The organism is Marinifilum fragile JCM 15579 (genome assembly GCF_001310955.1).
Lineage (GTDB): Bacteria > Bacteroidota > Bacteroidia > Bacteroidales > Marinifilaceae > Marinifilum > Marinifilum fragile.
Genome location: NZ_BAZX01000003.1, coordinates 212,137 through 234,737, shown reverse-complemented (window position 1 = coordinate 234,737; position 22,601 = coordinate 212,137). Strand labels below are relative to the sequence as shown.

The window sequence follows — 22,601 nt, the reverse complement described above, 5'->3', positions numbered from 1 at the left end:
ATGTTTTAGTATAGTTGTTTAAAATCTTGTTAACTCTTCATATAATCTTTGAATTGGCAAACCTACAACATTAAAGTATGATCCTTCAATCCCATCAATTCCAATAAAGCCAATCCATTCCTGAATGCCATAGGCTCCAGCTTTATCGAAAGGCTCATAATTATCGATATAGTAATCAATCTCTTGCTTTGACAACTCTTTAAAATGAACATTGGTGGTAGTGGAAAAACTTACTTTTTTACCTTTACTTTTTAAGCAAACTCCACTGATTACCTGATGCGATCTACCTGATAGCGCGCTTAACATCTTAAATGCATCTTCTCTATCTTTAGGTTTTCCTAGAATCCAATCGTCAATACATACAATAGTGTCAGCAGTAATTACCAATTCATTGTTTGTAAAATCAGATTCAAATGCAGAAGCCTTTAATTCTGCCAAATAAACAGGAATTTCTTCTGGTGACAATCCTTCAGGATAAACCTCATCAACCTCCTTGGTTCTAATTTCAAATTCTAATCCCAATTCTTTCAACATTTGATGTCTACGTGGAGATTGAGAAGCTAATATTAAATGATAATCTTTAAGATTATTCAACATGGTTCTATTAATTATGAGTTATAAATGATCAATTATGAATTACTTTCATAACTAATCTTTATAATTTTTCGACAATATAATTGACAACAAAGGCATAAGATATTCCTGCCAAAAAAGCGAATCGAAGTAAAAATTTGCCCAGTTTAAATAGATCACCTTCTTTAAATTTAACTACTTGATATGCTAATAAAATCAATGGCAGAATAATAAGTATGGTGAAATACCAAGGCGTAATTTTATCCATAGGCGCATTTAAGAATTGATACCAAACTCCAAAAACTGATGCAGATAAAAATAATATCAATACTACAATAATCACTTTTGCCCATTTCAAACCAATAACAACTGGTAAGCTTTGTCTTTGAATTTCTTTATCTCCTTTTAAAGAAAGCATATCCCGGATAAATTGACCGATCAGCACTCCAAAAAATGCAAAAAACGAGAATGCTCCAACCCAATACAGTAAATAATTGAAATTTGTTTTTGAAGCCAGTAAAACATCTGCATAAGTTTTATTCAAAGGCGGTATTTCATAAATAACCACCAATAATGGAACTGCTGCTGCAACCATTGCCATAAGTAAACTTCCCAAGAGAAAATAGTACTTGTAAGAGGTTGAATAAAACCAAAGCAAGCCTCCAGCCATAAAAAAAATGAAAACAAACTGCCAATGTCCTACACTATAGGATACATATCCGCCAAGCAAAATTGAAATACCAGTTAACACCTGATGCATTACCAAAGCAATTCTTCTGGTAATTTTTCTTCCTACAATTACATCCTTTTTGTTAAAACGATCAGCCTTTGTATCAAAATAATCGTTAATAATATAGCCAGCAGCAGCCATACAAACTGTGGCCAAAACCAGCATGGCAAATTCAACATCGGAAAACTGTAGCTTAATACTATTGATCCCCAAGATTGGTTCTATAATAAAATACCGCATTACATACTGAACCAATGCTATAATTAGTAGGTTTGGAAAACGAATTAGCTTCAAAAAATTACTCATGATTTTAGCTTTTTACCGAATCAATATCTCATTTGTAACTATCCATTATTATACTCAAGGTATTATTCATTGATAATTACTAATTCTTAATTGTATTAGATGCTTTGTATGTTTGTATCAGATTCGTACCACTTTGAGTGTGCTCTTAACACCTGCTCAATTACATCACGCACACATCCGCATCCTCCATCTTTATCTGATATGTAATTTGATATCGCTTTGATTTGTTCAACTGCATTTGCAGGACAAGTAGGAACCCCAATTCTCTTCATCACTTCAAAATCCGGCAAGTCATCACCCATATACATTATGTGGTCCGGATCTAAATTGTGTTTGGCAATAAAATCTTCAAAATCTTTAATTTTATTCTTCGAAGCCATGTAAATGTCGGTCATCCCCAAACCGCGGTAACGCTTTTCAACCGCATCAGAAAAACCACCAGTAATAATGGCTACAGGATAGCCTTTCTTAATTGCATACTGAATAGCATAACCATCCTTGGTATTGGCAGTACGCAACATTTCACCATTGGAGTCAATCACAATCGATTCGGTTGAAAGTACTCCATCAACATCAAAAATGAAAGCCTTAACTTTCATTAAATCTTCCTTAAAAAAAGCCATATTTTATGTGTGTAAATTGTTCTATTTCTTCTCTGAATGCATCTTAAAAATGCTTTCACTGACAAATCTATATAATTTTTGAAAATCAGGTAAATCTTTTAACTCATTCTCATGTTTTGCCATGATTTCTTTGTCGAACCGGATGGCAGGTCCGGTTTGTGCAGATAAAGGATCTAGTTCCTGCACCTTTTCAGCAGTTTCCTTGATGAGTGGTTTCAACAAATCAAAATCTACATCCTTCTCTGCCAACAACTTTTGCCCTATGCTGTACATGTGATTGGCAAAGTTACAGGTAAATACCGCCGACAAATGTAATTGCTTTCTTTGCTCAGAATCGATAAGATGAATATTATTTGAGATTCTTTCTGCCAACTCCATCAAATCCTCTTGTAAACCCAAATTATTGGATTCTATGCAAATGGGAATATTTGAAAAATCAACCTTTCGATCTTTAGAGAAGGTTTGTAGTGGATAAAACACTCCGTAACATTCCGCATAATTATCAAACACATCCATAGGAATGCTTCCTGCGGTATGAACTACATTGCCAATTGGAATTGATAACTGATCTAATACAGGCTGCAAAGCTTTATCGCTTAAGGCAAAAATGTACAAATCTGCATCTACAGCCAGCTTCTTCACTTCTGTTAGCGAAGTAGAACTCACTTTCTCTGCCAAAACAGAAGCCGATTGTATGGTTCTGCTATAAACTTGCATGATGTTTACACCTGCATCATTTAATGCAATGGCCAATTGTGTAGCCAAATTTCCTGCTCCCAGAATAACTACTTTATTAATCTTACTCATAGCTTTATTTAATGCCCAATTCCTCGGGTGATGCAGCAATCTTCTTCAAAGGAACTTTTCCCTTGTCAATCATTCCAAACAATTTGTGGCAACCTTTTACCAAATCTTCATACATATCCTCGGCCACCAATACCAGTCTGTCATCTAAAAAATCGAGATGATCTGCTTCTTCTGGTTGATTGGCTCTTGAACAAAGCAGTAAAGATTTACTTGGCACAAAGGAATGTGTTAGCTGGTTTCTTAACTTATCGTACAACCAATGATCTTTATTTACGGCTCTATAATCATTCCCCATAAGGATATTTAATGATTTTGAGAATCGTTTTGATGATTGGGCACGAGCTTTTAATGGTTTGTTATCCATAAAGCATCCCAGCGCCTCAATAGCTTGTCCCATAACGATAAACGAAAAGAAATAGAATCCTTCCTTCTGAAGTCGTCCTATTTCATCAATAAAAATCCGTTTAATAAATTCTTTTTCTTGTTCGGCTTGCGATTTATCCATGTAGCAAATATACAGATATTATCGAATTGCATTAACTCCAATGCAGAACCACTGAGCTCCGATTTCGAGGGTATTTTTGTTGGTATCGCAAAAATGGAGACTTTTGGAAAGTACTCGGAGCAATTTGAAAACATCGGCGAGATGTTATGGATTTTACAAAATCGTATTTTTTATCAGAAAAGACCTTTTGAAAGCCTCAACACAACTTAAAGTTCCAAATCAACACTTGTCTGAAGGGAAACACAATTAAAATGGACAAATCAGGATTGATTTGTTAAGAAAACACGGCTTCGATTGCTAAAAAAAGGCCTGTGTTGATACCTCAAATTGGTTTGGTGAGCACTTTACAAATGTGATGAACTTCTTTTTATCCCTCCCTGAATGAATGAAAATGTGTTTTATGATTTTTTTAGTTAAAATTTCATTTTAGACTCCAACAAAAAATGCTGTCCATTGAAGACAGCATTATATTCTTATTTCCTTAACTTTATTCTTAGAACGAAAACTGTAAACGAGTTTGAATCATATTAAAGTTTTCTTCTCCGTTTATTGCATATTTATCCAAATCCACATTGGTATAATTTAATTTCGCCATCATATTCTGAGTAATATACCAATTGCAACCTACCGTATAGTCACGTTGCCTTCCTCCCATACCTGTAAAATAGTAGTTACTTGTATCGTATAAATCTGTTTCATTATAGCGAACTGTTAATTCTATAGCCCCTTTATTAGGTTGAAACAATCTGGCTGTTTGTTTATTATACTTGTAGTTACCACCCTTAATCATCCATCCAAATTGCGCATACCAACCTTCAGCGATGTAATCATGATATTCCGACTCTCTATTAACCCTAGTTTTAATAAATTCCGATTGAAACGAGAAACTTTGATTAGCATATATCAATTCCAATCCATACATCAATTGTGATTTTGCCTTATCAATCTCCACACCAATAAATTTTTCATTTTCGATATGTGTAGCTGCTCTGGAATAATATTTAACAGTTTTATCTTCATTATCAACAATCCAATAATTTCCAGATACCCCAAGGTGCAATATATTCCAATTGGTTTGAACAGGTACAATTGAAAGTCTTGAGGAGACACCATAACCAATAAACGATAAAGATTTTTCATTTTGACCATGATATGGATTATATCCATAATAGTAGTAGGAAGAACCTTTCTCTTCTTTCTTTTCAAAATCACCAAATATTCCTAATCCTAAATTATAAGATTTATTCCACCAATTGTACTCAACACCAATATTCCGTCCTGGCCTAAAGGCTTCAACAGTACTGGCAACGTGCATAAACATCGTTAAATTGGTACTTTCTGTTTGCTCAATACCAAATGGCTCCAGAAAATAACCAGCTCTAAGAAAACTATTCGAATCAATGCTATATTTTACGTAAGTATCCTTCATATTAACTTCCATTTCTGAAAAATCAACATTAATACTTGCACTCCATTTTTTTGCATAGGCCAAATCAAATCGTAATCTCAAATCTCTTATTTCTCCTCCACTCTCTAATTCTGTTTTATCCTCAAAATAATATGCAGCATCTGCAAATATTCTTCCTCCAAATCGCAATTTGAATTTTTGATTCTTGGTTTGAAAATGACTGGTATCATTTTGAAATATCCAATTCAGGGTAGAATTTTTCTGAGCCATTGAATTTCCTACTATCAATAGGAATAGTAAAGAGAGTGTAAAATTCTTCATATTAAATTATACATTTATTATATAAGGCATCAAATATAACAATACATAAAATAAGATTCAGAATAAATTATAACATAAAAAGGTGCTATTAAATAAATAGCACCTCATAAAATACAACTCGATATTCGCTTTTTCTTTGAAGTTAATTAGAATGAAAACTGTAAACGAGTTTGAATCATGTTAAAGTTTTCTTCTCCGTTTAAGGCATTCTCATCCAAATCAACATTTGTAAAGTGGAATTTTACCAATACATTGTGATTCACATACCAGGTACCACCAACAGTAATGTCCTTTTGCTTTCCTCCCATAATCAAAGCATCGCTATCGTTTAAATCGGTTTGGTTGTAACGCGCCAAAAGTTCAACCGAACCCGGGCCTGGTTTAGCCAAACGAGCAGATTTCATTTTGTATTTATAGTTTCCTCCTTTTACAAGCCATCCAACTTTTGTATAGAAACCTTTCGCAGAATAATCTTCGAAGGTCGACTTGCGATTCACCTTAGCAGAAATATATTCTCCTTGAATGGAAATAGGACCTGAAGCTGCAATCATTTCAACTCCTAGTTTACACTGACTTTCTGCATTAGAAACTTTTGCATCAATAAATCGGCGCTTCTCAATATGTGTAGCAGCTCTTGAACGATAACGAATCGATTTGGGATTTTCTTCACCTAACTCATTGAATCCAGTTGCATCGGCAGTTCTGTAAATTCCAGACATACCAATATGAAACAGTCCACCATCTGTTTGAATAGGGGCAAATACAAATCGAGAGGTTAAACCATATCCTTCATCACCTTCAGTTTTGTTATTAGTATCACTTCCAAACAATCCGGTTTCCCAGAATATCTTTTTACTCCAGGTTGCATAAGAGAATCCTAAATTTCTTCCTGGACGGAAAGCTTCAATTGTACTTGCTGCATGCATAAACTTGGTTGTTTTCGAACTTTCGGTTTGCTCAATACCAAATGGTTCCAAAAAATGTCCTGCTCGCACAAAACTGTTTTTGTTGATTTTATACATCAACCAAACATCTTTAAGCGAAACCTCTCCGTCGGCAAAGCAATATTAATTTTTGCATTCCATTTTTTCCAAAGATCAGCCTTCAACAATAAACGAATATCTCTTACTTCCGATCCAGATCCTAAATCAGTTTTATCATCAAAATAAGCTGCGGCATCCATGTAGACACGTCCACCTACACCAAATGAAAACTGCCCATCATCTGTTGCCATTTTTATTGACCCATTGTTTACACTTAACTTTAAGTCATTAGAATTTTGTGCGAATAAACTTCCTGCCAGAAATAAACAGAAAGTAATTAGGTAGTACTTTTTCATTGTTGGTTGTTTAGGGTTATTTATTTGTAGTTCACAATGTAACAAATTGTAATGTTAGATTAAGAATAAATTATACCTATTACTATTTAAATGGTAGTATATTTCCAGCCTGCAAAAATACAAATAAAAAAAATGGACAGGCCTTAGCCTGTCCATCAATTATGATCGTATCAAAATTCTTAAAACTTAAACTCAAGATTTACATATAATAATGAGTTGTTATCGATACCCTCTTGCTTAAAGTTATAACCTTGGTAATTGAAAGCCATCTTTACATTTTTTACTGGAGCATACTGAACACCTGCAGTAATAGCACTACCATTCTTAGCATTCCATTTTTCAGTTTCGCCTTCCAAAGTATTTGATGTTAAGTAATCGTATCTTCCAAATACTTCCCATTTTTTGTCGAATGCATAAGTAGAGTAAACTGATAAACCTTCCATATCATGATCTTCAGCAACTTTCGAGTACTTTGTACCATTGGTCAACATATTGTATTCAGCTGCCAATTTGAATTTATCTGAGAATTTATATCCTGCAAAGAACGCTAAAGCTGATACAGTTACATCATCTTCATTTCCTCCTTCATCAACAACTTTTGCTGAATTGGCATCAGCGTATACTTTAGCAATAAATCCTTTTTTCTCGTAGATTAAACTTGCTCCAACCTTTTGCTTGCCATCTTCGTCTTGTACTTTTTTATAACCTTCACCATTGATCACAAAAGCATTTGCAGAAAAACCATCGCTTAATTTAAAGTTAGCATTGATACCTAAATCAGCACTTGAACCGAAACCATACTGGTCGTTAAACGATTTCATGATATAACGGTATCCCCAAAATTTTTCTTGTTCTTTGAATTGTACAGTTCCAATCATACCCAAAGAAACCTTAACAGCCGATGAAGCTTTCCACTCCAATTGTGCTTTTTTCAAATAAGCAGTATAATAGCTACCTCCTTCGTTCTTGCCTACATCTAATGTAATACTAGCTTTTAAACCTTTAGCAATGTTATAATCGTATCCAAAGTAAGCTCTATTAATTTCAAAACTACTTTCCTGATCTGTACCATCTGACATATCGTAATGATAGTTAAAAAATACCTTTCCATTTACTTTACCCGATGGAGTAAACTCTGATTTGTCTTGTGCTACAGCAGCAAATCCTAAAAATAGTGCCAAAGCACTAACAAATAATTTCTTTCCTTTCATTTGGTTTGTTTTAGTAGTATGTAATCTTAATGCAATTAAGTCGACATATTTTCTTAATAACTGCGGACAAAACTAATTCCTTTCAGAAAAATAGCAGGAAAAAATATTTTAAGGAATCGTTAATTCGAATTAACGATGAATTAACATTAGCTATAACTCATTGTTTTCAGGAAAGAAAATAATACAGATTATTAATTAATATGCGACATTTGTTCATATTACTCCAATTACCTAATTAATTATATATCGGCATTTCAATTTAATATTTCACAGTTTCGCTTACACTCACTTTGAGATTTAAATGGTATAAAAAAAGAGGTTCCCAATAAGGAAACCTCTTCACATTAAGTCTTAAACTTTATTATTTTTTGAAAATACCTAGATCTTTCAATTCTGAAGATTTGATGTATTCAAGGTAAGAAGCAACTTTTGCTTTTCCCATTTTAACGAATACTTCACAAGATGCATGGTATTTGTCATTTCTTGTAGTATCAGTCAACAACAAGTATCCCATGATAATGTAACCAGCCATTTCAACCAAACGACGAGCATGGAAATCAAGGAAATCGTTGTGATCTGCAGTAGCGTTAATTTCATTTACTTTTGTCACAGCTTCTTCATATCTAGCAGTCATACCTTTCAAAGTAGTTCTTAGGTATTCGTACTGAGGATTCAATTCAGATGCTTCGTACTCCTTAATCTGTCCAAGATATGCACCTGTGGTTACCCCACGAATTGCAGCAACTACCTGTAATTGAGTAGTTCCTTCGTAAATATTTGTAATACGTGCATCACGAACCAAACGCTCGATTGGGTAATCTTTCATATAACCCGAACCAGCGTGAATCTGCAATGAATCGTAAGCAATTTCGTTACAGAATTCAGAAGCGAACAACTTTAATAATGGAGTGAATACATCAGCTAATTTCTGATATTTCTTCATATCCATTTTCTCATCTTTATCTAAAGATCTTTCTTGAGAAATGTGGAAGTATGCTTTGTAAACATCAACAAAACGAGATGTTTCGTATAGAACAGAACGAGAAGCATTTAATTTGGCTTCCATGTTAGTAAGCATTTCGTAAACCGCAGGGAATTCAATAATTGCTTTACCAAACTGACGGCGTTCTTTAGCGTAAGCCAAACCTTCACGGTAAGCAGCTTCAGCAATACCTACTGACTGAGCACCTACACCTAAACGAGCACCGTTCATTAGTGACATTACATATTTGATCAATCCCATTTTACGAGAACCAACCAATTCCGCAGGAGCATTGGTAAATACCAACTCACAAGTAGGAGAACCGATGATACCCATCTTGTGCTCGATACGACGCACTTTAACAGCCATGTGTTTCTTGTCGTAAATAAACATAGAAAGACCACGACCATCTGAAGTTCCTTCTTCAGAACGAGCCAATACTAATGAAACATCACCATCACCGTTGGTAATAAAACGCTTCACTCCGTTTAAATACCACTGATCTTCTGATGCATTATAAGTAGCCTTCAACTGTACAGCCTGAAGGTCAGAACCAGCATCCGGCTCAGTCAAATCCATTGCAGCAGTAGCTCCTTTAGCAAAACGTGGAAGGTATTCAGCTTTTTGCTCTTTTGAAGCAAATTCGTGAATGGTTTCAGCACAATCCTGAAGCCCCCAGATGTTAGCAAAACCACCATCAGCACGAGATACCAATTCAGCAGCCATTACGTAAGGTACAATTGGGAAGTTCAATCCATCGTACTCACGTGGAAGAGACATACCAATTAAACCAGCTTTTGTTAAAGCTTCGTGGTTTTCAGCAGTACCTTTTGCATAGATTACACGGTCGTTTACAACCTGTGGACCTTCCTGGTCAACACCTTCAGCATTTGGTGCGATGATATCACCACAAATTTCACCTACAATCTCCAATGTGCGATCGTAAGAATCCATTGCATCCTCAAAATCAAGAGGAGCATAATCATACTTGTCTTTATCTTCGAAGTTGCGCTCTTTAAGTGCAACAATTTTTTTCATTAGAGGATGCTCCAGGTGGAACTTCATATCCTCATTATCTCTATAGAAATTAGCCATTTCTCTTTTCTTCTTTTGATGTTAATAATTTAAGCGAGTAACAATTACTTGGTATTTTCCTTGTACTGCTTAATCATTTTTGGAATTACAGTTGCAACATCACCTGTAATTACGTAATCCGCAAAAGCGTTAATTGGTGCATTTTTATCGGTATTGATCGCAATCACCATTGCTGATTCTTCCATACCTGCAGTGTGCTGAATCTGACCTGAGATACCGCAAGCGATATACAACTTAGGACGTACAGTAACACCAGTTTGACCAATTTGACGTTCGTGAGAAGCAAAACCAGCATCAACAGCAGCACGTGAAGCACCTACTTCACCACCAATTACTTCTGCCAATTCAGTTAACAAGTTGAAGTTCTCTTTAGAACCAACACCATAACCACCAGCTACAATAATACCAGCGTTTTTGATGTTAACTTTTGACTTCTCCATGTGACGCTCGATTACCTTAACCACAAAGTCTTCCGGCTTCACATATTTTTCTACATCGATATTCTTAACTTTTCCTTTGTATGCATCAGAAAGAATTTCTTTCTTCATTACACCCTCACGAACAGTTGCCATCTGTGGACGACAATCAGGGTTGATAATGGTAGCAACAATATTACCACCAAATGCAGGGCGAATTTGATACAACAAATCTTTGTATTCTTTCTTGTTTTTCTTGTCTTCGTGGTCGCCAATTACAAGACTAGTACAGTCAGCTGTAAGACCAGAGTGAAGAGCTGAAGAAACACGAGGTCCCAAATCACGACCGATGCTTGTAGCACCCATCAAAGCAATTTGTGGTTTTTCTTCATCAAATAATTTCACCAAGATTGAAGAGTGAGGAAGAGTGGTATATGGATACAAGCGTTTGTCATCAGCAACCCAAACCTTATCAACACCATAAGGCATAATTTGCTTCTCCACACCTTTTAATTCATGTCCGATTACGATAGCTTCTAACTCACACTTTAAATCGTCAGCTAGCTTTCTACCTTTTGTAAGAAGTTCAAGACTCACATCTGCAACCTGACCTTCTTCTATTTCGCAATATACAAATACGTTATTCACGGTTTCAATTTTTTAAATTTCACTTTATTTGTACAGGCATTACATCCCCCTGTACAGATGTAGCATGCTACGCCTCTACCCAATAGTGTGGTTAGCAATTAATTCTTTCATTAACTCACCCATATCAGCATCGGTTGGTTCAAGAACCTTAGCTTCTTTAGCTTGGAAAACTACGTTTTCGATAGATTTCACCTTTGTAGGAGACCCTGATAATCCAAGTTCTTCTGCATTGGTATCGATATCGTTTACACTCCATTCGCCAATATTTAGATATGGACGATTGTTGTGTAATGCGATATAATCTTCATCAGCATTTTGCATTTCAGAAACCGCTCTTGCATGCTTGTATTTCATAACGAATTTAGCGTTGCGTGGACGACATTCAGGAGCTGAAGCATTAACAGTAACAACCATTGGCATTTGACCTTCAACAGTTTCAACACCTCTCTCTAAACGACGCTTCACAACAATATTACCTTTTTCTGCAGATACAATATCTTCGGCATAAGTGATTTGAGGTAATCCTAGTTTTTCAGCAACCTGTGGTCCTACTTGTGCAGTATCACCATCAATTGCCTGACGACCAGCAATGATAATATCAATTTTACCCATTTTCTTAAGGGTACATGACAAAGCGTATGAAGTAGCCAATGTGTCAGAACCTGCAAATGCGCGGTCAGACAAAAGGATACCATTGTCGGCTCCGCGGTACAGACCTTCACGGATAATTTCCGCAGCTCTACCTGGTCCCATGGTTAAAAGAGTAACTTCTGTGCCTTCGTACTTATCTTTCAAACGTAACGCTTGTTCCAATGCATTCAAATCTTCAGGGTTGAAGATTGCCGGCAAAGCCGCTCTGTTCACAGTTCCATCCGCTTTCATAGCATCTTTCCCAACATTTCTAGTGTCAGGAACCTGCTTCGCAAGAACAACAATTTTTAAACCTTTCATTCTATATGTGTTTTACATCAGTTTTGACGTTAATTTATTGAGATACCTCGAAATAAAATAATGACTCTTTATTCTGTATCTAAGTAAATCAACTAATCACTAATTATTATTTCTATATTCAGGTTTGCTCATTTTACCATTGAATTCGTAAAATTCAGAGCTTAGCAAATATAAAGATTCGAATACTTAAAACAAATCTTAATTGCGTACACAAAACCTTTCATAAAAGACTCATTGGTCCTTTATTATTTTACAAGATCACAGTCTCTTAGAATACTACTATCTATCAGTGATTCTCGATATAATTTACGCAAAGGATAAATGATAATTTCAAAACTATCAAGCTCTTAATAAAGAAATAAATCGCTTATTAATCATGGATGAAACCCATCCTCTATGCTATCTTCTCTATTTAATGTTGATGTTCAATGATTCAATCTATTAAAAATCGCTAATTTTGATGCAAACTGATTATTACTATGATTACATTCTTATCTGCAATATTAGCTCTCGTTATTGGCTATTTTGTTTACGGCAAATTTATAGAACACTTCTTTGGAGCCAATGATAAAATTAAAACCCCTGCTGTTCGACTTGAAGATGGTGTAGATTTCATTCCTATGCCTACCTGGAAAATGTTTACCATTCAGTTCTTAAATATCGCAGGATTAGGTCCTATCTTTGGAGCAATACTAGGCGCTATGTACGGTCCTGTTGCCTACATCTGGATCGTTTTTGGCTGTATTTTTATGGGTGCTGTACATGATTATTTTTCGGGGATGCTTTCCATTAGAAACGATGGTGCGAGCTTACCTGAAATTGTAGGTAAATATTTAGGAATAATTGCCAAAGTTATTCTAGCAATCATCACATTTGCATTATTAATAATGGTTGGTGTAGCTTTTGTAACCGGACCGGCAGGATTATTAAAGGATTTAACGGGTGGAGGTTTGCATTATTGGCTTTATGGAATCTTTGGATATTACTTACTTGCAACCTTACTTCCAATCAATAAAATTATTGGTAAGATTTATCCAATTTTTGGAGCTGCATTATTAATCATGGCCTTTAGTATAGCGGGTATCATGCTATATAATGGTTTTAATGGAAGTTTTCACCTGAATGAGCTATCTGTTGACCAGTTAAAAAATATGCATGTCAATCCCACTCAAAACATCTTGTATCCAATGATGTTTATTGTAATATCCTGTGGGGCCATTTCTGGATTTCATTCTACACAGTCACCTATGATGGCACGCTGCATGCGTAAAGAAAGCTATGGTCGTCCTGTGTTTTTTGGTGCCATGATTGCTGAAGGAATTGTAGCCATCATCTGGGCTACCGCTGCAATGAACTATTTTGGATCAGCAAGCGATTTAAATAGTACAATTGCCTCTGGTCGTAATCCAGCTTGGGTAGTTAATGAAATTTGTAATACATGGCTAGGACAAGTTGGAGCTATTTTCGCCATTGTTGGTGTAATTGCATGTCCTATTACAACTGGAGATACCGCTTTCAGAAGTGCCCGATTAATGATTGCAGATTTTTTTAAACTGGAACAAAAATCTTTGAAAAGTAGATTAATAGTATCCATTCCGCTTTTTGTATTGGGATTTATCCTTTCTCAACTTAGCTTTGGAACGATCTGGAAATTCCTAGGTCTTTTTAATCAATTTCTATCCATGGTAATGCTTTGGACAGCGGCAATGTATTTGGTAGAAAAGAAGAAAAATCACTTCATTATTAGCATACCTGCAACATTTATGACGGCGATATGTGCAACATTTATTCTAGTTGCCCCAAATAAAAATGGAGGATTGGCAATTGATACAAACATAGCTACACAATTGGAATTGTGATCGCCTTGCTAGTATTTTCATGGTTTCTGGTTGCAGCTCATAAAAGAAGCGTAAAACAATCGATATTAAAACTATCTGAAATATAAAAAAAGGAAGCGAAATGCTTCCTTTTTTATGCCTGTCCTGTTGGCCCAAAATTCATTGGAATCACTGGCCCTTGTGGCCCATTATTTTCTTCCACATTTTTAATTGGTCCATTCATACTTTCAAACTTATGAATATTATCTTGCAGGGCTAATAATAGACGTTTTGCATGTTCAGGAGTCAAGATAATTCTTGATTTTACATCTGCTTTAGGCACTCCTGGCATCACTCTAACAAAGTCTACAACAAATTCAGAGCTAGAATGTGTAATTACAGCTAAATTAGAATAAGTTCCTTGTGCTACTTCTTCCGTTAATTGAATATCTATTTGTCCTGAAGGCTTTTTATCACTCATAATGTATCTATTTTTATTGATTTCTTATCTACTCTGGTAAAATTAGGAAATTAATTTTGAATGTCCTGCCAATTCTAAACAATAAAAAAGGGTGTTTCCAATGGAAACACCCCTTAATATTTAGAGTCCTATATTTAGAATTCTGATTTATTGTCAAGAAGCTTTTCGTACTCTTCTTTCGCTCCTACTACAACATCTTTGTATTCTCTTAAACCTGTACCTGCAGGAATCAAGTGACCACAAATAACGTTCTCTTTCAGACCTTCTAATTTGTCCATTTTACCGCTAATCGCAGCTTCATTCAACACTTTAGTTGTCTCCTGGAACGATGCAGCAGAAATGAAACTCTTAGTTTGAAGAGCAGCTCTTGTAATACCTTGCAAGATCTGAGTAGAAGTTGCAGCGATAGCTTCACGAGCTTCAACAAGTTTCATATCACGACGCTTCAAGATAGAATTTACATCTCTTAGTTTTCTTGCAGTTACAATCTGCCCTGCTTTCAACTCGTCAGAATCACCTGCGTCAACAACAACCTTCATTCCGAAAATTTCATCGTTCTCACGCATAAATTCCATCTTGTCGATAACTTGTTTCTCCAAGAACTTAGTATCTCCCGGATCATCAATAACTACCTTACGCATCATCTGACGAACGATAATCTCAAAGTGCTTATCGTTAATCTTCACACCCTGCATACGGTATACATCCTGTACTTCGTTCACGATATATTCCTGAACTTTTGTAGGCCCTTTAATCGATAAAATATCGGCTGGTGTTGTAGCACCTTCTGATAATGGAGTACCCGCTCTTACATAGTCGTTCTCCTGAACAAGAATTTGTTTTGAAAGAGGTACCAAGTACTTCTTCACATCACCTGTTTTGGTTGTAACAACAATCTCACGGTTACCACGCTTGATTTTACCAAATGTAACCTCACCATCAATCTCAGAAACAACAGCAGGATTAGATGGGTTACGAGCCTCAAACAACTCAGTAACACGTGGCAGACCCCCGGTGATATCACCTGCCTTACCAAGAGCTCTAGGAATCTTAACAAGAGATTGACCTGCAATAACCATCTCACCTTCGTTCACAGAAATGTGAGCACCTACTGGTAAGTTGTAAGATTTTAATACCTCACCACTTGAGTTCAAAATCTTAACACTTGGGTTTTTAGTCTTATCCTTAGATTCTACAACTACTTTCTCAGCAAAACCAGTTGCTTCATCAGATTCCTCTTTAAATGTAACACCTTCAATTAAGTTATCGAAAGTAACCTTACCTGAGAATTCAGTAACGATCATAGCATTGTATGGATCCCACTCACAAATTAAGTCACCTTTCTTAACATCCTGACCATCCTTGATATACAATTTAGATCCGTAAGGAATTGTATGTGTAGTCAAGGTAATGTTTGTGTTTTTATCGATGATACGTAATTCAGCCAAACGACCAATTACAACATCATACTTATCTCCTTCTTTAGGAGTATGTTCTACAGTTCTTAATTCTTCGAATTCCGCGTAACCATCGTATTTCGATTCAACAGAGTTTTCAGCAGAAACGTTACCTGCGGTACCCCCTACGTGAAGGTACGAAGTGTAAGCTGTGTACCCGGCTCACCAATCGACTGAGCTGCAATAACACCAACTGCCTCACCTTTCTGAACCGCCTTACCTGTTGCAAGGTTACGTCCATAACATTTCGCACAAACACCTTGTTTAGACTCACAAGTAAGTACCGAACGAATCTCTATGCGTTCAATCGGAGAATTTTCAATTTTTTGAGCAATCTCTTCAGTAATCTCAACTCCTGATTTCACTATTAACTCACCTGAAATTGGGTGATATACATCATGTACTGTAGTTCTACCAAGAATTCTTTCACTTAGAGATGCAACAACTTCTTCCTGATTCTTAATCGCTGTAGCGGTAAGCCCCCTCAATGTACCACAGTCTTGCTCATTAATGATAACATCCTGTGCAACATCAACCAAACGACGAGTTAGGTAACCCGCATCGGCTGTTTTCAATGCCGTATCCGCAAGACCTTTACGAGCACCGTGAGTAGAAATAAAGTACTCCAATACAGAAAGACCTTCCTTAAAGTTCGAAAGAATCGGGTTTTCAATAATTTGACCTCCGGTAGCACCTGATTTCTGAGGTTTTGCCATCAGACCACGCATACCACCCAACTGACGAATCTGCTCTCTAGAACCACGAGCTCCAGAATCAAGCATCATGTAAACCGAGTTAAAACCTTGATTATCGGCAATCAACTGGTTCATCAATGTTTGAGTCAAATTAGCGTTAACATGTGTCCAAATATCAATAATCTGATTGTATCGTTCATTATTGGTAATGAAACCCATGTTATAGTTAGCCAACACTTCTTCAACTTGTGCGTAACCTTCAGCAACAAGATCTTCCTTCTCAGCTGGAACAATAACGTCAGACAAGTTAAACGAAAGACCACCTTCAAATGCTTTGCGGTAACCTAAATCTTTGATATCATCCAAGAATTTCGCACAGGCATCAACCCCACATTTCTTGAATACATATCCAATAATATCACGAAGTGCTTTTTTAGTAATCAACTGATTAATAAAACCAGCTCCCTCAGGAGTAAATTGATTCAAAATGATACGACCAATAGTAGTTTCAATAATAGTATCTACCAATTCATCATTTTCATTTAAATCCTTAACTTTCACTTTAATCACAGAGTGAAGATCTACAGCCTTCTCATTGAAAGCAATCATAGCCTCTTCTGCTGAATAGAAAGTTAATCCTTCCCCTTTGCTTCCTTTTCTGGGCTTGGTAATGTAGTAAAGACCCAATACCATATCCTGAGAAGGAACAGTAACTGGTGCACCATTAGCAGGGTTCAAGATATTGTGCGAACACAACATTAACATTTGAGCCTCTAATACTGCTTCGTTACCAAGTGGCAAGTGAACCGCCATCTGGTCACCATCAAAGTCGGCGTTAAACCCAGTACATGCAAGTGGGTGTAGACGAATTGCTTTACCCTCGATCAATTTAGGTTGGAATGCCTGAATACCCAAACGGTGAAGAGTAGGAGCACGGTTAAGAAGAACCGGATGTCCTTTCAGTACATTTTCCAAGATATCCCAAACTACAGGATCTTTTCTATCTACAATTTTCTTAGCTGATTTTACAGTTTTTACAATACCTCTCTCAATCAACTTACGGATTACGAAAGGCTTGTACAATTCCGCTGCCATGTCTTTTGGAAGACCACATTCATGCATTTGCAAGTCTGGTCCTACAACAATTACCGAACGAGCAGAATAGTCAACACGCTTACCCAACAAGTTTTGACGGAAACGACCTTGCTTACCTTTCAATGAGTCTGAAAGAGATTTTAAAGGACGGTTATTTTCTGTCTTAACCGCATTAGATTTACGTGAGTTATCGAATAATGAATCAACTGCTTCCTGAAGCATACGTTTCTCATTACGCAAGATTACTTCCGGAGCTTTAATTTCAATTAATCTTTTTAGACGATTGTTACGAATAATTACTCTTCGATACAAATCGTTCAAGTCTGAAGTTGCAAAACGTCCACCATCCAATGGTACCAATGGACGAAGTTCTGGTGGAATCACAGGAACAACTTTCACAATCATCCATTCAGGATTGTTTACTCCTTGTGACTCACGGAAAGCTTCAACTACTTGCAAACGCTTTAATGCTTCATTTTTACGTTGCTGAGAAGTTTCTGTATTTGCTTTGTGACGCAAGTCGTATGATAATGAATCAAGATCTAAACGACCTAACAAGCTATACAAAGCTTCCGCTCCCATTTGAGCAATAAACTTATTTGGATCATCATCATCCAAAAATTGATTTTCCATTGGAAGTTCGTCAAGAATATCCAAGTATTCTTCTTCCGTTAGAAAATCTAAATATTTAATACCATCAGCTGATTTAACTCCGGGATTAATTACTACGTATCTTTCGTAATAAATAATTGAGTCAAGCTTTTTGGTAGGTAATCCTAAAAGATAACCAATTTTGTTTGGTAATGATTTGAAGTACCAGATATGCGCAACAGGAACAACCAACTGAATGTGTCCCATTCTTTCGCGTCTAACCTTTTTTTCTGTTACTTCAACACCACAACGGTCACAAACAATACCACGATAACGGATACGCTTGTACTTACCACAATGACACTCATAATCTTTAACGGGACCGAAAATTCTTTCACAGAATAATCCATCACGTTCCGGCTTATAAGTACGATAATTGATGGTTTCAGGCTTTAAAACCTCTCCACTTGATCTTTCAAGAATTTCTTCTGGAGAGGCAAGACTGATAGAGATTTTTGTAAAATTGCTCTTTACTTGTTTATCTCTTCTGAATGCCATATGTTGAAAATTAGGAAATTAACAAAATTATTCTATAAAAGTGAATGAACGGAAACCCGAACATTCACTTTATAATATAAGGCTTAAATTAATTTTACGCTCAAGCCAAGACCTCTTAACTCGTGTAGCAACACGTTTAGAGATTCCGGAATACCCGGACTTGGCATTGGATCACCTTTAACGATAGATTCGTAAGCTTTAGCACGACCTATAACGTCATCCGACTTAACGGTAAGGATTTCCTGAAGAATATGTGCAGCACCAAATGCCTCAAGTGCCCAAACCTCCATCTCTCCAAAACGCTGACCTCCAAACTGAGCTTTACCACCAAGTGGTTGCTGAGTAATAAGTGAGTATGGTCCAATAGAACGCGCGTGCATCTTATCATCAACCATGTGACCAAGTTTCAGCATATAGATCACACCTACAGTTGCAGGCTGGTCGAAACGTTCTCCAGTTCCACCATCGTGAAGATATGCCTTACCGAATGCAGGAACACCTGCTTTATCAGTATAACTTGTAATTTCATCCAACGACGCACCATCAAAAATAGGAGTCGCAAACTTCAACCCAAGTTCTTTACCTGCCCAACCTAGTACAGTTTCAAATACCTGTCCAAGATTCATACGTGAAGGTACACCCAATGGGTTCAAACAGATGTCAACAGTGGTTCCATCTTCAAGGAATGGCATGTCCTCTTCTCTTACAACACGAGAAACAATACCTTTGTTACCGTGACGACCTGCCATCTTATCACCAATCTGAAGCTTACGTTTCTTAGCAACATATACTTTCGCCATTTGAATAATACCTGCTGGCATTTCATCACCAATGGTTACATTATATTTCTTACGCTTGTTAATACTTTCAAGCTCTTTGAACTTGATAATATAGTTGTGTAAAAGCTTTTTGATTGTGTCGTTCTTATCCTTATCAGTTGTCCACTTGTTAGGATTAATTTCCAAGAAATTGATATCTGCTAACAATTTCTGAGTGAACTTAACCCCTTTAGGAATAACATCTACGCTTAAGTAATCTTTAACTCCTTGCGAAGTCTTGCCATTTACAAGGTTGAAAAGCTTTTCAACCAATCTCGCTTGCAATGCCGTTACTTGTGATGCCAATTCCTCATCCAATTTTTGGATTAATGGCTTATCTGATTGTTTCGATTTACGATCGCGAATAGAACGTGAGAATAATTTCTTATCGATAATTACACCACGTAATGATGGTGAAGCTTTCAATGAAGCATCTTTAACATCTCCAGCTTTATCACCAAAGATAGCTCTTAATAACTTCTCTTCTGGCGATGGATCTGATTCTCCTTTTGGAGTAATCTTACCAATTAAGATATCACCTGGTTCAACATTCGCACCAATACGAATCAAACCATTCTCATCAAGATTACGAGTTGCTTCTTCACTAACGTTAGGAATATCAGAAGTTAATTCTTCCATACCACGCTTCGTGTCGCGAACTTCAAGAGTGTACTCATCAACATGAACTGATGTAAATACATCATCTTTAACAATACGCTCTGAAATTACAATCGCATCCTCATAGTTGTAACCTTTCCAAGGCATAAATGCCACTTTCAAGTTACGACCAAGTGCTAATTCTCCATCCTGAGTTGCATAACCATGAGTAAGAATTTGTCCCTCAACAACCTTTTGTCCTTTCGTAACAATAGGTTTCAAGTCAATTGTAGTACCCTGGTTAGTTTTTCCATATTTTGGAATATTGTATGTCTTGGTATCTCCATCAAAACTAACAAATGCTTCTTCTTCAGTTTGCTCGTATTTGATTACAATTTTATTTGCATCTACAAACTCAACAACCCCTGTACCTTCGGCACTAATTTGAGTTCTTGAATCACGAACAAGAGCACCTTCCAAACCAGTACCAACAATAGGAGATTCTGGCTTAATAACTGGAACTGCCTGACGCATCATGTTAGATCCCATCAAAGCACGGTTCGCATCATCATGCTCCAAGAAAGGAATCAAAGAAGCCGCGATAGAAGCGATTTGGTTTGGAGCAACGTCCATCAAATCGATATTCTCTATTTCCTCAAATGGGAAGTCACCGTCTTTACGAGATTTTGCTTTAGGGTTTACAAAACTACCATCATCATTTAAAGGAGCATTTGCTTGAGCAATTGTCAACCCTTCTTCCTCTTCAGCTGATAGATATTCAATACCCTCAGAAGATAAATCAACACCTCCATTAGCTACCTTACGGTAAGGAGTTTCGATGAAACCTAAATTATTAATCTTAGCAAAAACACAAAGAGAAGAAATCAAACCAATGTTTGGTCCCTCAGGAGTCTCAATCGGACATAAACGTCCATAGTGAGTATAGTGTACATCTCGAACCTCAAAACCTGCTCTTTCACGGGAAAGACCACCAGGACCTAAGGCCGACATTCTACGTTTGTGTGTAATCTCAGCCAATGGGTTGGTTTGATCCATGAACTGTGACAATGCATTCGTTCCAAAGAATGAGTTGATCACAGAAGAAAGAGTCTTCGAGTTGATCAAATCTATTGGAGTAAATACCTCATTATCTCTAACGTTCATTCTCTCACGAATGGTTCTAGCCATACGTGCCAAACCTACTCCGAACTGAGTATAAAGTTGTTCACCAACTGTACGAACACGACGATTACTCAAGTGGTCAATATCATCCACATCAGTACGTGCATTCAACAGCTTAATTAGGTACTTGATAATTTCAATAATGTCTTCTTTGGTCAACACCTTAGTATCACCATCAGTGTTTAAACCTAATTTTTTATTTAGGCGGTAACGACCAACATCACCTAAATCATATCTCTTATCAGAGAAGAATAATTTATCGATTACGTCACGAGCTGTAGCCTCATCTGGTGGCTCAGAATTACGCAACTGACGATAAATGTGAAGAACAGCTTCTTTTTCGGAGTTACAAGGGTCTTTCTGAAGCGTATTATAAATAATCGCATAATCAGCAAGATTTTGTTCCTCTTTGTGCAATAAGATAGTTTTTGCACCTGATTCAAGAATTTCTTCAATATGTTCTGGTTCGATTATTGTCTCACGATCAATAACCACCTCATTACGCTCAATAGATACTACCTCGCCAGTATCCTCGTCTACGAAGTCTTCAATCCAAGACTTAAGAACACGAGCAGCAAGTTTTCTTCCAACGATTTTCTTCAAACCGGTTTTAGAAACCTTGATTTCATCAGCAAGGTTAAAAATCTCAAGGATTTCTTTATCGCTCTCGTAACCAATTGCACGAAGCAAAGTTGTTACAGGAAGCTTTTTCTTACGATCAATATATGCATACATCACATTGTTGATGTCCGTAGCAAATTCGATCCAGGAACCTTTGAAAGGAATAATTCTGGCAGAATACAACTTGGTTCCATTTGCGTGTACACTTTGACCAAAGAATACACCAGGTGAACGGTGAAGCTGAGATACAACCACACGTTCAGCACCGTTAACTACGAATGTACCTTTTTCGGTCATGTAAGGAACAGTTCCAAGGTATACATCCTGAATTACTGTATCGAAATCCTCATGTTCAGGATCGGTACAGTAAAGTTTTAACTTAGCTTTTAGCGGTACGCTATAAGTTAAGCCTCTTTCGATACATTCATCGATTGTGTAACGGGGCGGATCAACAAAATAGTCGAGAAATTCCAATACGAAATTATTTCTGGTATCGGTAATTGGGAAATTCTCGCTAAATACCTTAAATAATCCTTCGTTCGTTCTTTTCTCTGGAGTCGTTTCCAGCTGAAAAAAGTCTTGAAAAGATTTTAATTGTACTTCTAAAAAATCAGGATATGAAAGCTGATTCTTGTTAGAAGCAAAACTAATTCTTTGACTAATAGTATTTGAAGACATTTACTTAAAATTAATTGAACCTAAACGATAATAAACAACAAAAAGGCTTAGAGTCCCGGTTAGGAACTCTAAACCAAATAACCTTATTTATAGGTT

The 22,601-nt window shown here is 36.5% G+C and carries 17 protein-coding genes; 1 reads left to right on the top strand and 16 read right to left on the bottom strand.

The window, feature by feature from the left end:
• Nucleotides 1–18: 18 nt before the first annotated feature.
• The 12 genes from JCM15579_RS04295 to JCM15579_RS04240 all read right to left on the bottom strand — a co-directional run bounded on the left by JCM15579_RS04295 (nucleotide 19) and on the right by JCM15579_RS04240 (nucleotide 11,915).
• On the bottom strand, nucleotides 19–597 hold the full coding sequence (locus tag JCM15579_RS04295; RefSeq protein ID WP_054716213.1) for a Maf-like protein: 579 nt from the start codon (nucleotides 595–597) through the stop codon (nucleotides 19–21).
• Nucleotides 598–655: 58 nt separating this feature from the next.
• Nucleotides 656–1,609 (bottom strand): UbiA family prenyltransferase, encoded by a 954-nt coding sequence (locus JCM15579_RS04290; RefSeq protein WP_054716211.1) that lies wholly within the window; start codon nucleotides 1,607–1,609, stop codon nucleotides 656–658.
• 95 nt (nucleotides 1,610–1,704) lie between these two features.
• Entirely contained in the window at nucleotides 1,705–2,232 is a 528-nt protein-coding gene (locus tag JCM15579_RS04285) for a KdsC family phosphatase (RefSeq protein ID WP_054716208.1), read from the bottom strand.
• Nucleotides 2,233–2,253: 21 nt separating this feature from the next.
• Nucleotides 2,254–3,039, bottom strand: coding sequence for a Rossmann-like and DUF2520 domain-containing protein (locus tag JCM15579_RS04280; protein ID WP_054716205.1), 786 nt, complete (start codon nucleotides 3,037–3,039; stop codon nucleotides 2,254–2,256).
• 4 nt (nucleotides 3,040–3,043) lie between these two features.
• Entirely contained in the window at nucleotides 3,044–3,544 is a 501-nt protein-coding gene (locus JCM15579_RS04275) for a hypothetical protein (protein WP_054716202.1), read from the bottom strand.
• Nucleotides 3,545–4,037: 493 nt separating this feature from the next.
• Complete coding sequence (locus tag JCM15579_RS04270) at nucleotides 4,038–5,273, bottom strand: OprO/OprP family phosphate-selective porin (RefSeq protein ID WP_083464522.1); 1,236 nt, start codon at nucleotides 5,271–5,273, stop codon at nucleotides 4,038–4,040.
• A gap of 146 nt (nucleotides 5,274–5,419) precedes the next feature.
• A complete protein-coding gene (locus tag JCM15579_RS04265; protein WP_054716197.1) occupies nucleotides 5,420–6,295 on the bottom strand; it encodes an OprO/OprP family phosphate-selective porin in 876 nt (291 codons plus the stop codon).
• Complete coding sequence (locus JCM15579_RS04260; protein ID WP_054716194.1) at nucleotides 6,295–6,612, bottom strand: hypothetical protein; 318 nt, start codon at nucleotides 6,610–6,612, stop codon at nucleotides 6,295–6,297. Before JCM15579_RS04260 ends, JCM15579_RS04265 begins: the two co-directional genes overlap by 1 nt.
• A gap of 179 nt (nucleotides 6,613–6,791) precedes the next feature.
• Nucleotides 6,792–7,823 (bottom strand): putative porin, encoded by a 1,032-nt coding sequence (locus tag JCM15579_RS04255; RefSeq protein WP_054716191.1) that lies wholly within the window; start codon nucleotides 7,821–7,823, stop codon nucleotides 6,792–6,794.
• A 361-nt stretch (nucleotides 7,824–8,184) separates the two neighbouring features.
• Nucleotides 8,185–9,900 carry an acyl-CoA dehydrogenase family protein gene (locus JCM15579_RS04250; protein ID WP_054716188.1) on the bottom strand — a complete coding sequence of 572 codons (1,716 nt, stop codon included), beginning with the start codon at nucleotides 9,898–9,900 and terminating at the stop codon, nucleotides 8,185–8,187.
• A 44-nt stretch (nucleotides 9,901–9,944) separates the two neighbouring features.
• On the bottom strand, nucleotides 9,945–10,964 hold the full coding sequence (locus JCM15579_RS04245) for an electron transfer flavoprotein subunit alpha/FixB family protein (protein ID WP_054716185.1): 1,020 nt from the start codon (nucleotides 10,962–10,964) through the stop codon (nucleotides 9,945–9,947).
• A gap of 75 nt (nucleotides 10,965–11,039) precedes the next feature.
• Entirely contained in the window at nucleotides 11,040–11,915 is an 876-nt protein-coding gene (locus JCM15579_RS04240) for an electron transfer flavoprotein subunit beta/FixA family protein (protein ID WP_054716183.1), read from the bottom strand.
• Nucleotides 11,916–12,394: 479 nt separating this feature from the next.
• Here JCM15579_RS04240 and JCM15579_RS04235 point away from each other — a divergent pair, with 479 nt between their 5' ends.
• A complete protein-coding gene (locus JCM15579_RS04235) occupies nucleotides 12,395–13,774 on the top strand; it encodes a carbon starvation CstA family protein (protein WP_245625822.1) in 1,380 nt (459 codons plus the stop codon).
• A 112-nt stretch (nucleotides 13,775–13,886) separates the two neighbouring features.
• Here the strand turns inward: JCM15579_RS04235 and JCM15579_RS04230 are convergent, their stop codons facing one another.
• From JCM15579_RS04230 to rpoB, 4 genes are all read right to left on the bottom strand, one after another.
• Complete coding sequence (locus JCM15579_RS04230; protein WP_054716181.1) at nucleotides 13,887–14,213, bottom strand: DUF3467 domain-containing protein; 327 nt, start codon at nucleotides 14,211–14,213, stop codon at nucleotides 13,887–13,889.
• Nucleotides 14,214–14,347: 134 nt separating this feature from the next.
• A complete protein-coding gene (locus JCM15579_RS22410) occupies nucleotides 14,348–15,661 on the bottom strand; it encodes a DNA-directed RNA polymerase subunit beta' (protein WP_245625821.1) in 1,314 nt (437 codons plus the stop codon).
• Nucleotides 15,662–15,795: 134 nt separating this feature from the next.
• Nucleotides 15,796–18,609, bottom strand: coding sequence for a DNA-directed RNA polymerase subunit beta' (gene rpoC / locus JCM15579_RS04225; RefSeq protein WP_245625820.1), 2,814 nt, complete (start codon nucleotides 18,607–18,609; stop codon nucleotides 15,796–15,798).
• Nucleotides 18,610–18,692: 83 nt separating this feature from the next.
• Nucleotides 18,693–22,505, bottom strand: coding sequence for a DNA-directed RNA polymerase subunit beta (gene rpoB / locus JCM15579_RS04220; protein ID WP_054716177.1), 3,813 nt, complete (start codon nucleotides 22,503–22,505; stop codon nucleotides 18,693–18,695).
• Nucleotides 22,506–22,601 lie beyond the last annotated feature (96 nt).